A 12,497-nucleotide genomic window follows, 5' to 3' on the forward strand; every position below is an offset into this window, starting at 1 on the left:
ACAGTTTCAATTGAATTAAATTGAATCTTTAAATATTTTACTTCTTTTTCTGTCATGAGTTAGCAGGCTCTGCCTGCTTAGAGTTTTTTTTGCCTAAAAATATGGCTATTAGCTATTAGAACCTGAGATTCTTGGGTAACCAAACGTCATATCGAGGTTATCTTTCTCGTAATTCTTGATCAATTCCCAGAAATCTGCAACTGATAACGCTGCAACTGATTCATGCCAATTGAATTTAAAAAACAAATCTAAGAGAAATTTAATTACTTGATGAACTTTGGCTGTCTGTTCTACAGTATCAAATGTAATTAAAATTTTCTCACACAATGGATCAATCAATTCAAATTCAATACTATCATTTACAAAATTGAATGACAGTTCTTGATCTTGATCATTCAAGATTGAGATATACTGATCGTCTTCAAATGTTGAATAAAACATTCTAATATTAATTTCTTCATTAAGATTAATTAATTCTGAAATATATTGTTGACTTGAAAAAACTACATACTTTTTATATGTTTTCATTTTGTTTTCCTCCTATTTTTTAAAAAAAGATTTTTTCATCCTTAGATTTACGGTGGCCTTACTCTCTTTAATATTATTATTAAACGATTGTTCTTGAGCATCTGCTACCTCCTTTTTTTAGGAACAAAAAAAGACAGTTCAGCACTGCCTTTTTTTATCTATACTATTATTATGCCATTTTTCCGTAAAAATAAAAACAACATTCTGTTCCTAAAATAACGATGTTTTTCTTCTATCTTTATTTTTATCAAAATATGGCATACTATTATTGTAAATTAAATTGAGTAAGTAGAGCTACTACCATTAATCATATGGTGAGAAAGTTTGTTACTGGGCACGGTTAACGTACTTATCTCTCATATGCTAGTCATTGCAAAGGAAAAAACTAAGAGAAAAAGAAAGAAAATCTAAATGGTTATTCTCTACTGAATAACATGAAGTAAAGAATAACCATTTAGTAGATAAAAAAGTAAAGAAAAACGTGTTTAAGGTAAAATAAAAAAGGTAAAAATAAAAGTAAATACTAAAAAAATAACTAGTTTAGCAAAGTAAAAAAATAATGTAATAAAAAATGTAAAATAGAAAAGTTTTATAAGCTCGAACAAGCAATGACATCTTTATGATACTTCCAAACATAGAACACGGTGAGTACTGAAAATCTATCGCAAACATTAAACTTCAAGAGTTAGCCTCGATGGGAAGTATCAAAAGCATACCCAGCTTATTAAAAAAGGGTGGGAGGCAGTTTAACAATAATATGTAATTATTTTAGAAAGGAATGTATAATGCCAAGAAAAAGGAATTCTCTCAAGCACGATTTATTTATTGCAGCTTCAAAAAATATCACAAACAATCGAACGAGGACAAGCTATAAAAGAGCAATTACTCGCTTTACAAAGTGGGCTAAAGAAAACAATATTAAGAAAAAAACAGATATTACTGAAGAAGTGATTCAACTATACCAACTAGATCTAACTGATGATCCTAAACAATATTCTGTTGCTACAATCCATACTTATTTAGCACCTATCTGCAAAGCAGTTGATATCAACATGAATCGCATTAGAAAAGACAAGCGTTCCAGTGACAAAATTATCCGAGGTCGTATCAAATCAAAAAACTCACAAGGTAAACATCAAGAAACAGACTCTCGCTTCTCTCGGCTGGTTAATTTTCAGCGGGCAGTTGGGATTCGTAGATCCGAATTAAAAAAATTAAAAGGAAAAGATATTCGAAAAGATAATAATGGAAATTACTATGTTTTAGTTCAGCGTGGGAAGGGAGGAAAATTTCAACCTCAACTTATTCTTCCTCAAGATGTTCCAGTAGTCCTCGATACCTTTAAAAATAAACAAGAGGATGATTATATCTTTACAGATGTAGAAATGAATAATCTAATCAATCTACATGGGATGCGAGCTCAACATGCAAGAGAGTGTTATTACTTCTACTTGAAGAAACTCCAAGACAATCCTAAATTCAAGCTGAATTTAAAAAATTTTTTAATAGAACGTTGGGAAGTTGGCCACCAAAATTTAAGAAATAAATCATTAAAGAAATTTGAGAAACAAAAGAAAAACTTCATTAATGAACTAAGAGATGAACCTTATAAAATTCGTGGATCGAACTATAAAAAAGCCTTAAATTCAGCCCTGCCTACAAAATATAATCGTTTAGCTTTGATGGCGGTCTCGGTCTTCCATCTTTCCCACTGGCGTCTATCCGTTACAGTGACCAACTATATTCTTTAAAGTATCTCATTTTCGACTAAAAAATGAAGAAAAAATACAGAAAAAAACAGTTTTTCTGCGTTTTTATGGCATACTCAAAATATAGGCTGTTGTATAGCTAACAGTTTTAACACATTTTTCTGACATACTATAAATTTAAAAGGAGTAAAAGAATGTCAATTAAAAATCATTTGCAACGAGAATTCAAAGGTTCAAATTTTGAAATTCGTGAAAAACTAATAACCGATACTTACTTCACTAGCTTTTTAGACTACGTGAGTTTCCCTGAATCAATCTCAAAATTAATTGAAGAAGGCTATGCTGATAGAAGAAATCAACTAGATGAATACATTGATTTTGCACTTCATCATAATTTAATTACTTTTCAAAATAATATTATCCAAGCTACTGATCTTGGTTTAGCTTGGGTCTGGTGGGCATATGCACCAGTTGAAGGCAATGATTGGATTTAGGTTAAAATAGCACTATAATTTCTGCATATCATAAATCTAACAAAAGAATTATAGTGTCTATTTTGTTGTAGAAAAAATCCCCGCCAAGATCTAACTTGGCGGGGATTTGGTGGGGAATAACTCCCCTATTTAAGATTTAAATCACCTTAAGCAATTCTTAACCTTAATATACTAGGCTTTCGCATTCAATTTGCGTTACTCTATTATTTAAGAGTAACTGAAGCTCCAGCTTCTTCCAATTTACCTTTGATTTCTTCAGCTTCAGCAGCTGCAACACCTTCTTTGATGACACCAGGTGCACCATCAACAAGTTCTTTAGCTTCTTTAAGACCAAGACCAGTGATTTCACGTACAACTTTGATAACGCCGACTTTCTTGTCGCCTGCAGATGTCAATTCGATATCGAATGAATCTTTAGCAGCACCTGCGTCAGCAGCACCAGCTGCAGCAACAGCTACAGGAGCAGCTGCAGTTACACCAAATTCTTCTTCGATAGCTTTTACAAGGTCGTTCAATTCAAGGATTGAAGCTTCTTTAATTTCAGCAATAATGTTTTCAATGTTCAATGCCATTGTTATTTCCTCCAAATAAGTTTTAATTTTATATTTTTATTTTTTTGTAGCTAGGCTACGCTGCGTAGCTTAAGATTAAGCTGCGTCTTCTTTGTTGTCTGCAACCGCTTTGACTGCAAGAGCAACGTTGCGCACTGGCGCTTGAAGTACAGAAAGGAGCATAGAAAGAAGTCCTTCGCGGTTTGGAAGAGTTGCAAGTGCAAGAATCTCTTCTTTAGATGCGACAGCGCCTTCGATTGCACCACCTTTGATTTCAAGTGCTTCAGCGTCTTTTGCAAAATCGTTCAAGATTTTCGCAGGTGCGATAACATCTTCGTTAGAAAATGCTACTGCAGAAGGTCCAACGAATACAGATGCAAGATCTTCAAGACCAGCTTTTTCAGCTGCACGACGCAAGATTGAGTTTTTGATCACTTTAAACTCAACTTCGCTTCCGCGAAGGTTGCGACGGAGAACTGTATCTTGCTCAACTGTCAAACCGCGAGAATCTACAACGACGATTGATGCAGCAGCTTTCATTTTTTCAGCTACTACGTCAACAAGTTCCGCTTTTTTAGCAATAATTGCTTCACTCATTAGTGTGTTCACCTCCGTAATTATTTTGCTTGGGGAATTTTTCCAAAAGAAAAACGCGCCCAAACCTAGACACGAAAGTACAATACGCTTCTTTTCATTGATACGTTTTGTCCTCGGTAGGATCTTTATGAGTCGAGCTCCCCTACTGTCTTAGGCAGTTTTTTCAAACCGTAGATTAGTTTATCATATATAAAAAAAGAATGCAAGTACTTTTGCAAACTTTTTTTATATTTTTTAATCGTTATAAAGACTCTTGATATTATTCAACCAAGCATAGGCTAGTCCCATTAGAACTCCTCCTCCTACCCAGTTGGCAAAGAAGGTGACGCTATAATGACGTAAAATATTTAAAAACTCAAAATGTGGCAATTGGCTAGAAACAGAATTAAAGCTCAATAACGAGAAGGAAGCAAAGTTTGCAGCCAAGTGTTCGTTGGTCATAAAGACAAACATATAGATCGCTGAGAGTGCTAAGAGCACCTTCGCTGTTTCATCTTTGAAATATAGATAAGAAAGAATAGCAATATTTACAAAGATATTGGCAATAACTCCTTCAAAGAAAACCACTTGATTGCTACGTTGGAGTTTATTTTCTGCCACCGTAGCTAGGAAACCTTTTGGATCAATATGTGCAAAGGCAGTTGTTTGATTGAAAAGAAAAGCGACGATTAAAGCACCAATTAAATTAAAGAAGGTACAATAAAGAAGAATCTCCAACGCTTTCTTCCAGTTAATTTTCTTTAGATAGGTACCCGCCGTCAAATACATCATATTTGAGGTGGTTAATTCCGCATTTAAGAATAGGAGGTAAACCAAGCCCCAGGCAAAGATGAATGGAAATAGAAAACGACCAGATCCAGGTACAAAAGTATTTAATAAGTCAGCTGCAACTGCTCCGACCGCCGTACTTAAAGTAAGAAATCCTCCAGCAAAAATAGAACGGACTGCATAACGAGTTTTAGATTTCTGATAGAGATCTTCCTTCTTATTACAAGCCGCTCCAACTTTTTGAATAAAATTAGATTCAGACATACTATACTCCTTATATAATGTTTGTGAACAAAATCATTATATCATAGAGAGAAAAGTTTGAAAAGGTTTTCAGGAAGAATTCTTAAATTTTCACTATGTACGTTTTATATCGAATAACACTATGTACTAAAAAACAAAAAGAAAAAACAGGCAGATACCTGTTTTAGTTTTAATAATTCAAACGGTTCGCCCAAGCAATATCCAAATTCAAGATTTCTTGTGAAGTGAACTGTTGACGGTATGGATTGTATACCGAACCTGTGATTCCACCCTGAACATTTGGTGAATCGTATTGAGTCAAATTATAGGTTTCAATGATATTATTAAGTTTTGCATAGTAGCTTGTGTCTGTCGCATAAACCCCTGTCAAAGCAGCTGTTGCATCTTGGTAACTAGAGGTGTTGCTCTTCCATGCACCTGCAAAATGTCCTTGTTTCAAAACAGCTACATAGTCTTGCAATGATTCATAGTAAGATGGGTAAGAACGAAAAGCGTCATTAATCGTATAGGCATTTCCAGCACCATCATCTTCCCAAGTTTGCATCACTGCAGATTGACCAGCATAACTTCCTTTAATCCCGAAAAGGTTGTAATGCGGATAAGAAGACAAGCCAGACTGACCTGATCCACTTTCAAGGATAGCTTGTGCGATCATAACGGAAGCATAAAGGTCATTCTCTTGACCGAGCTGACGAGCTGACTCACCAATTTGTGAGATGAAAGCTTCAGTAGGGTCTGAATAAGCTTGGTAAGTTCCATCATTAGCACCAACTGATGTGACGTGCTCGCTCATAGCAGCAGCAAATGTCCCCACTGCTAATACAGAAACGAACAAGCCAAATAATTTCGTTTTATTCCGTATTTTCTTTTTCATAATACAATTTATCTCCAATTAATTTTTTATCATCTTTTATCTTTATAGAGATTATACCATATAAATAGAAGAAAACAAAGGCACTTATATTACACTTGTATTACAATTGCGAGATAAATCCAAAACAAAAATGACATTTTCATGTCATTTCAATTTATTTCGTAAAACGCATTTTCTAAAATAGCATCCCATGACTTCTCTAGTCCTTCCCTGGTTACAGAAGAAAAGACAATAAAGGTATCAGCAGGATCAAAATCTAGTTTTTTCTTGATGATCGATTCATGTTTGTTCCATTTTCCACGCGGAATCTTATCTGCCTTGGTAGCAACTAAGATCACGGGAATTTCATAATATTTTAAGAACTCATACATCTGAACATCATCTGCTGAAGGTTCATGACGAAAATCGACTAGGCTAACGACTGCTTTTAAGTTCTCCCGGCTAGTGAGGTATTCTTCGATCATCCGCCCCCACTTCTCGCGCTCTTTTTTCGAGACTCGTGCATAGCCATAACCAGGTACGTCTACCAACCGGAGTTTATCATCGATATTGAAGAAATTGAGCAATTGGGTTTTTCCTGGTTTCCCAGATGTTCTGGCCAGGTTCTTTCGATTTAAGAGAGTATTAATAAAAGAAGACTTGCCGACATTGGATCGACCGGCAAGTGCAACTTCTGGAATCTTATCTTGAGGATAATGACTCTTATTTGCAGCGCTTAAGAGGATATCCGCATTATGTGTGTTAATTTCCATATTTTATCTTTCTAGGCTGTTTCGAGAATTGGTTTTTCAGTTCCATCTACAGCTTCTTTTGTAATTCGAACAAGTTTGACATTTTCTTGACTTGGAATTTCAAACATGACATCCATCATGGTTTCTTCGATAATCGAACGAAGTCCACGAGCTCCTGTTTTTCTTTCGATGGCTTTATTAGCAATCTCTTGAAGGGCTTCATCATCGAATTCCAATTCAACATTATCATAAGAAAGCAAGGTTTGGTATTGTTTTACCAAGGCATTGCGTGGCTCTTTTAGAATACGGACAAGGTCGTCAACTGTCAATTGCTCAAGAGCAGCAAAGACTGGAAGACGTCCGATCAATTCTGGGATAATCCCGAATTTTTGAATATCTTCTGCAACGATTTCTTGCATGTAAGAGCTTGATTCATCAATAGCTTTATTGTTCTTACCAAAACCGATGACTTTTTCACCGAGACGTTGTTTAACAATTTCTTCGATCCCGTCAAAAGCCCCACCTACGATAAAGAGGATGTTCTTGGTATCCACTTGGATCATCTCTTGTTGTGGGTGTTTGCGTCCACCTTGAGGTGGGACACTAGCGACAGTTCCTTCGATAATCTTCAAGAGGGCTTGTTGCACTCCTTCACCAGAAACGTCACGTGTGATAGAGACGTTTTCACTTTTCTTAGCGATCTTATCGATTTCATCGACATAGATAATGCCTCGTTCAGCACGTTCAATATTGAAATCAGCTGCCTGAAGAAGTTTCAAGAGAATGTTTTCAACGTCTTCTCCTACATATCCAGCTTCAGTCAAAGCAGTTGCATCTGCAATGGCAAATGGGACATTCAAGCTACGTGCTAAGGTTTGGGCCAAGAAAGTCTTACCTGAACCAGTAGGGCCAATCATGAGGATGTTTGATTTTTGCAATTCAACATCTGTCTCATCTTCACGCGTATCGTGGAAGTTGATACGTTTGTAGTGGTTGTATACCGCTACAGCAAGAGCACGTTTGGCACGATCTTGACCGATGACATAGTGGTTCAAGATATTGAGCAATTCGATTGGTTTTGGAACTTCGCTAAGGTCTGCAAGAACCTCTTCTGCTAGCTCCTCGCGGATAATTTCTTGTGCTAACTCTACACATTCATTACAGATAAACGCATTGTTTCCTGCAATGATTTTTTGGACTTCATCTTGACTCTTTCCGCAAAATGAACAATAAACCATCATATCATTATTTTGATTCGTTGGCATGTATTTCCTCTTTCTGTCATTTTCTGTTTCTATTTAGTTTAAAATAAGGTCATGTAAAAGGCGTGAATGGAATTCACAAGATTGGTAAAAGCATTTAGTAAGAATAAAATAGCGAGGCCAAACCGTTTTTTACGAAAGGTTTGTAAGGCGCAAATCAAACAGATGACACATAGGACAGCTGTAAAAAAACCAAAGACACTTCGCTCCATTAGTCTAAATCCTTTCTCTTATAATAGTTGACCGTAAAATCATATGGGTTCTTCTCATCTTTCGGATGATGGACTTGACGGACTCTTTCATAGTGGCTCTCTTCAAATTTTGGTGCCAATGTATCTCCATCAATCGTTGCATGAATCATGGTCTGGATCAATTCTTCTAACTGGTCAGAGAAGAGCTTTAAAATCTGACTGCCTCCAATAATGTAAAGATTCTTCTCTTGGTTCTGATACCAGTCCAAGACTTCTTCCTTGCTGTGCATGACGAGTACAGCATCATTTTCAGGATCGTAGGCTTGATCTTGCGTTAAGATAATGCTGGTCCGACCTGGTAGAACCCGTTTTTTCATACCATCAAAGGTCACTCTTCCCATGAGAATCGCTTGCCCCATGGTTGTTTCTTTGAAATGCTGAAGCTCAGCTGGCAGATGCCAAGGCATGACTTGGTCCTTTCCAATAATGCCATTTTCAGTCTGAGCCCAGATACCAATTATCTTTTTCATTCTCTCATCCTTTACACTGATACTTCTATTTTATCAAATTTTCTTATAAAAGACTGATTTCAACTATCTAGTTTGGAGGATATTTTTTTAGATACAAACAGAAAAAACCGCGAGATTTTCGCGGTTTTTCTTAGCCACAAGTTAGCTTAGTCTTCTTTTTTGCGTTTTGCAAATCCGAATAATGAGAGACCTGCTAAAGCACTAAAGATTGCCAGACCAGCAGTAGAAGATTCTTTTGTTCCTGTATTTGGAAGTTGTGCAGTAGGATTTTGTGGATCGATATACTTCACTTCTTCTTTCGTTTCTGGAACGACAGGAATAGTTGGTTCTTCTGGTTTTGGTTGTGGAGTAGGTTGTGGTTCTGGTGTTGGTTGCGGTTGTGGAGTAGGTTGTGGCTGTGGCTCTGGTGTCGGAGTTGGATCCGGCATTGGAGTTGGTGTCACAGTCTTCTTGTAGATATGTTGAATGTTTCCATCTTTATCTACAACAGTCTTCACGAAGTCATAACCAGGGATATCTTTCTTCGGTTGTTCCCCAGCTTCTGTTGGGTTACCTGGGATTGGGTCCCCATTTTCGTCTACATATGAAGTCGTAACTTTTTCATAGACGTGTTCAGTATCACCATTAGGCAATTTCTTCGTTTCCACAAAGCGGTAACCTGGAATTTCAGCTTTTGGTTCTTCGCCATCAACTGTTGGATATCCTGGGATTTCTTTACCTTCTTTATCAACAAACTTAGTGATTGGAAGGACAGTTGGTGTGTAAGTTGCAGAAGCTTTGGTTCCGTTCACATCTTCGCGAACCACTGTTACAGCTGGTGCAGTTCCAGTGAATTCAGGTTCTGGTGTGAAGGTTACAGTTCCATCTGCTGCTACAGTGTATGTACCAACACCTGGAATTGTCTTCGTAGTTGAACCATCTTCAAAGGTTGCTGGAACTCCGTCATTCATTGGTACACGGCTATCGCCTTCTGTGAAGGTTGGTTTGCCTGTTTGGGTTTGACCCTTCTTACCAATTGAAGTTGCAGGTTCTGCTGTTGGTGTTACCGGAGTTACAGTTGGTGTGTACTTAGCTGTAACTGGTGTACCGTTCTTGTCAACACGTTTAACAGTCACGCCTGTTCCTGTTCCTGTGAATGATTTTTCTGGTACGAAGGTAACGGTTCCGTCTGGAGCAACTGTGTAAGTTCCTTCACCTGGAATTGTCTTCGTAGTTGAACCATCTTCAAAGGTTGCTGGCACATCATCATCCATCGGTACATCTGGGTTACCTGGTGTGAAGGTTGGTTTGCCTGTTTGTGTCTTACCTTGGATATCAGTTGTTTCTGCTGGTGTTGCAGTTGGTGTTACTGGTGTTACAGTTGGTGTGTAAGTTGCAGTAACTGGTGTACCGTTCTTATCAACACGTTTCACAGTTACGCCTGTACCTGTTCCTGTGAATGATTTTTCCGGTACGAAAGTAACAGTTCCATCTGGAGCTACTGTATAAGTACCTTCACCTGGAATAGTCTTGGTTGTTGATCCATCTTCAAATGTTGCAGGTGTATCATCATCCATTGGGATTGCAGGGTTACCAGGAGTGAAGGTCGGTGTACCTGTTTGTGTTTTACCTTGAATATCTGTAGATGTTGCAGGTTTAGCAGTTGGCACGACTGGAGTAATCTTAGGTGTGTAGGTTGTTTCTACAGCTGTTCCGTTTGTATCTTTACCTTGAACCTTAACTGGAACAACATCACCTGAGTATGATTTATCTGTTGGTGTGAAGGTCACAACACCTGTTTCTTTATCAACGGTGAAGGTACCGATCACATCACCTGCTGGTGATTTCGCATCTACAGATGCTGCTGGCTGACCATTTTCGTCAAGAAGAGTAATGGTATCCTTGTCGATTGGTGCAACTGGGTCACCTTCAGTGAAGGTAACAGTTCCTGTTTGAACCACACCTTGAGGTGCTTCTGATTCAGCTGGAGTTGCTGTTGGTGTTACTGGTGTCACAGTTGGTGTGTACTTAGCAGTAACTGGAGTACCGTTCTTATCGACACGTTTCACCGTTACGCCTGTACCTTCTCCAGTGAATGATTTTTCTGGAACAAATGTTACGGTTCCATCTGGAGCAACAGTGTAAGTTCCTTCACCTGGAATGGTCTTGGTTGTTGATCCATCTTCAAATGTTGCAGGAGTATCATCATCCATTGGAACATTTGGATTACCTGGTGTGAAGGTTGGTGTACCTGTTTGAGTTTGACCTTGTTTGTCAGTAGATGTTGTATCTTCTGCAGTTGGTGTTACCGGTGTTACGGTTGGTGTGTAAGTCGCAGAAGCTTTTGTTCCGTTCTTATCTTCACGAACAACCGTTACGGCTGGTGCAGTTCCGACGAATGATTTCTCTGGTACGAAGGTTACTGTACCGTCTGCTGCTACTGTGTAAGTACCAACACCATCTACAGTCTTCGTAGTTGATCCATCATCGAAGGTTGCTGGAACATCATCGTTCATAGGTACACGGCTGTCACCTTCGGTGAATTTAGGTTTACCAGTTTGAGTTGCACCTTGGATATCTGTTGATTCAGCTGGAGTAGCCGTTGGAGTTACTGGTGTCACAGTTGGAGTGTACTTCGCTGTGATTTCAGTACCGTTCTTGTCCACGCGTTTCACTGTTACGCCTGTAGCAGTTCCAGTGAATGATTTTTCTGGTACGAAGGTTACGGTTCCATCTGGAGAAACAGTGTAAGTTCCTTCACCATCTACTGTCTTAGTGGTTGATCCATCTTCGAAGGTCGCTGGAGTATCTTCATCGATTGGAACATTTGGATTACCTTCTGTGAAGGTTGGTTTACCAGATTGTGTTTGACCTTGGATATCTGTCGATGTTGCATCTTCAGAAGTTGGGACAACTGGAGTAATCTTAGGTGTGTAAGTGGTTTCTACTGTTGTACCATTTGTATCAGCTGCTTGAACCTTAACTGGAACTACATCACCTGAGTAAGACTTATCTGTTGGTGTGAAAGTAACTACACCTGTGTCTTTATCAACTGTGTAGGTACCGATCACATCACCTGCTGGTGATTTCGCTTCTACTGATGCTGCTGGTTGACCATTTTCATCAAGAAGAGTAATGGTATTCTTGTCGATTGGCGCTACTTCATCACCTTTAGTAAAGGTTACAGTTCCAGTTTGAACCAAACCTTGAGGTCCAGTAGATTCAGCTGGTGTTGCAGTTGGAGTTACTGGAGTTACGGTTGGAGTGTAAGTTGCAGAAGCTTTGGTTCCGTTCTTATCTTCACGAACAACGGTTACGGCTGGTGCTTTACCTGTGAATGATTTTTCAGGGACAAAGGTTACAGTTCCGTCTGCTGCTACTGTGTAAGTACCAACGCCATCAACTGTCTTAGTAGTTGATCCATCATCGAAGGTTGCTGGAACATCATCGTTCATTGGCACACGGCTGTTGCCTTCAGTAAATTCAGGCTTACCTGTTTGAGTTTGACCTTGTTTACCAGTTGAAGTAGCATCTTCAGCTGTTGGTGTTACAGGCGTTACAGTTGGTGTGTAAGTCGCAGAAGCTTTGGTTCCGTTCATGTCTTCACGCACAACTGTTACCGCTGGTGCAGTACCAACAAATGATTTTTCTGGTACAAATGTAACTGTTCCGTCTGCTGCTACTGTGTAAGTACCAACGCCGTCAACTGTCTTAGTCGTTGAACCATCATCAAATGTTGCTGGAACATCATTGTTCATTGGAACACGGCTGTCACCTTCAGTAAATTCAGGCTTACCTGTTTGTGTAGCACCTTGGATATCCGTTGTTTCAGCTGGTTTCGCAGTAGGTGTTACTGGAGTTACAGTTGGTGTGTATGTTGCAGAAGCTTTGGTTCCATTCTTATCTTCACGAACAACCGTCACTGCTGGAGCAGTTCCGACGAATGATTTTTCAGGTACAAAGGTTACTGTACCGTCTGCTGCTACTGTGTAAGTACCAACACCGTCTACAGTCTTAGT

11 protein-coding genes and 1 other annotated feature are annotated in these 12,497 nt (G+C 38.6%); of the genes, 2 read left to right on the plus strand and 9 right to left on the minus strand.

What is annotated here, in order from left to right; all coding sequences use genetic code 11:
• Window positions 1–108 precede the first annotated feature (108 nt).
• Window positions 109–528, minus strand: a complete 420-nt coding sequence (locus tag ADG03_RS04065; RefSeq protein ID WP_021153277.1) for a hypothetical protein — start codon at window positions 526–528, stop codon at window positions 109–111.
• A gap of 785 nt (window positions 529–1,313) precedes the next feature.
• Here ADG03_RS04065 and ADG03_RS04070 point away from each other — a divergent pair.
• Window positions 1,314–2,279, plus strand: coding sequence for a phage integrase N-terminal SAM-like domain-containing protein (locus ADG03_RS04070; RefSeq protein WP_049472298.1), 966 nt, complete (start codon window positions 1,314–1,316; stop codon window positions 2,277–2,279).
• A gap of 152 nt (window positions 2,280–2,431) precedes the next feature.
• Window positions 2,432–2,731 (plus strand): hypothetical protein, encoded by a 300-nt coding sequence (locus ADG03_RS04075; protein WP_021153279.1) that lies wholly within the window; start codon window positions 2,432–2,434, stop codon window positions 2,729–2,731.
• A 203-nt stretch (window positions 2,732–2,934) separates the two neighbouring features.
• Here ADG03_RS04075 and rplL read toward each other — a convergent pair whose 3' ends face one another.
• The 8 genes from rplL to ADG03_RS04120 form a co-directional block, all read right to left on the minus strand.
• The gene (gene rplL, locus ADG03_RS04080; protein ID WP_003001622.1) at window positions 2,935–3,303 is read right to left on the minus strand and encodes a 50S ribosomal protein L7/L12; all 369 of its coding nucleotides are present in this window, start codon (window positions 3,301–3,303) and stop codon (window positions 2,935–2,937) included.
• A gap of 75 nt (window positions 3,304–3,378) precedes the next feature.
• Window positions 3,379–3,879 carry a 50S ribosomal protein L10 gene (gene rplJ / locus ADG03_RS04085; RefSeq protein WP_003001722.1) on the minus strand — a complete coding sequence of 167 codons (501 nt, stop codon included), beginning with the start codon at window positions 3,877–3,879 and terminating at the stop codon, window positions 3,379–3,381.
• A 38-nt stretch (window positions 3,880–3,917) separates the two neighbouring features.
• Window positions 3,918–4,052: a sequence feature (ribosomal protein L10 leader region), on the minus strand.
• A 61-nt stretch (window positions 4,053–4,113) separates the two neighbouring features.
• Window positions 4,114–4,911 carry a formate/nitrite transporter family protein gene (locus ADG03_RS04090; RefSeq protein WP_049472301.1) on the minus strand — a complete coding sequence of 266 codons (798 nt, stop codon included), beginning with the start codon at window positions 4,909–4,911 and terminating at the stop codon, window positions 4,114–4,116.
• Window positions 4,912–5,080: 169 nt separating this feature from the next.
• On the minus strand, window positions 5,081–5,785 hold the full coding sequence (locus ADG03_RS04095) for a glucosaminidase domain-containing protein (protein WP_021153281.1): 705 nt from the start codon (window positions 5,783–5,785) through the stop codon (window positions 5,081–5,083).
• Window positions 5,786–5,934: 149 nt separating this feature from the next.
• A complete protein-coding gene (gene yihA, locus ADG03_RS04100; RefSeq protein WP_049472303.1) occupies window positions 5,935–6,537 on the minus strand; it encodes a ribosome biogenesis GTP-binding protein YihA/YsxC in 603 nt (200 codons plus the stop codon).
• Window positions 6,538–6,548: 11 nt separating this feature from the next.
• A complete protein-coding gene (gene clpX, locus ADG03_RS04105) occupies window positions 6,549–7,781 on the minus strand; it encodes an ATP-dependent Clp protease ATP-binding subunit ClpX (RefSeq protein ID WP_003007442.1) in 1,233 nt (410 codons plus the stop codon).
• Between the two features lie 208 nt (window positions 7,782–7,989).
• Window positions 7,990–8,499, minus strand: coding sequence for a dihydrofolate reductase (locus ADG03_RS04115; RefSeq protein WP_049472305.1), 510 nt, complete (start codon window positions 8,497–8,499; stop codon window positions 7,990–7,992).
• A gap of 146 nt (window positions 8,500–8,645) precedes the next feature.
• A partial coding sequence (locus ADG03_RS04120) for an LPXTG cell wall anchor domain-containing protein (RefSeq protein WP_049520960.1) occupies window positions 8,646–12,497 on the minus strand: 3,852 nt, incomplete at its 5' end.

Source organism: Streptococcus parasanguinis (genome assembly GCF_001069785.1).
In the GTDB taxonomy this organism is placed as follows: domain Bacteria; phylum Bacillota; class Bacilli; order Lactobacillales; family Streptococcaceae; genus Streptococcus; species Streptococcus parasanguinis_T.

Bases quoted from the DNA above. Each gene is read 5' to 3' on its own strand.
- ADG03_RS04095 (WP_021153281.1), bottom strand. From the start codon at position 5,785: ATGAAAAAGAAAATACGGAATAAAACGAAATTATTTGGCTTGTTCGTT.
- ADG03_RS04070 (WP_049472298.1), top strand. From the start codon at position 1,314: ATGCCAAGAAAAAGGAATTCTCTCAAGCACGATTTATTTATTGCAGCT.
- ADG03_RS04065 (WP_021153277.1), bottom strand. From the start codon at position 528: ATGAAAACATATAAAAAGTATGTAGTTTTTTCAAGTCAACAATATATT.
- ADG03_RS04090 (WP_049472301.1), bottom strand. From the start codon at position 4,911: ATGTCTGAATCTAATTTTATTCAAAAAGTTGGAGCGGCTTGTAATAAG.
- rplJ (WP_003001722.1), bottom strand. From the start codon at position 3,879: ATGAGTGAAGCAATTATTGCTAAAAAAGCGGAACTTGTTGACGTAGTA.
- clpX (WP_003007442.1), bottom strand. From the start codon at position 7,781: ATGCCAACGAATCAAAATAATGATATGATGGTTTATTGTTCATTTTGC.
- ADG03_RS04075 (WP_021153279.1), top strand. From the start codon at position 2,432: ATGTCAATTAAAAATCATTTGCAACGAGAATTCAAAGGTTCAAATTTT.
- yihA (WP_049472303.1), bottom strand. From the start codon at position 6,537: ATGGAAATTAACACACATAATGCGGATATCCTCTTAAGCGCTGCAAAT.
- ADG03_RS04115 (WP_049472305.1), bottom strand. From the start codon at position 8,499: ATGAAAAAGATAATTGGTATCTGGGCTCAGACTGAAAATGGCATTATT.
- rplL (WP_003001622.1), bottom strand. From the start codon at position 3,303: ATGGCATTGAACATTGAAAACATTATTGCTGAAATTAAAGAAGCTTCA.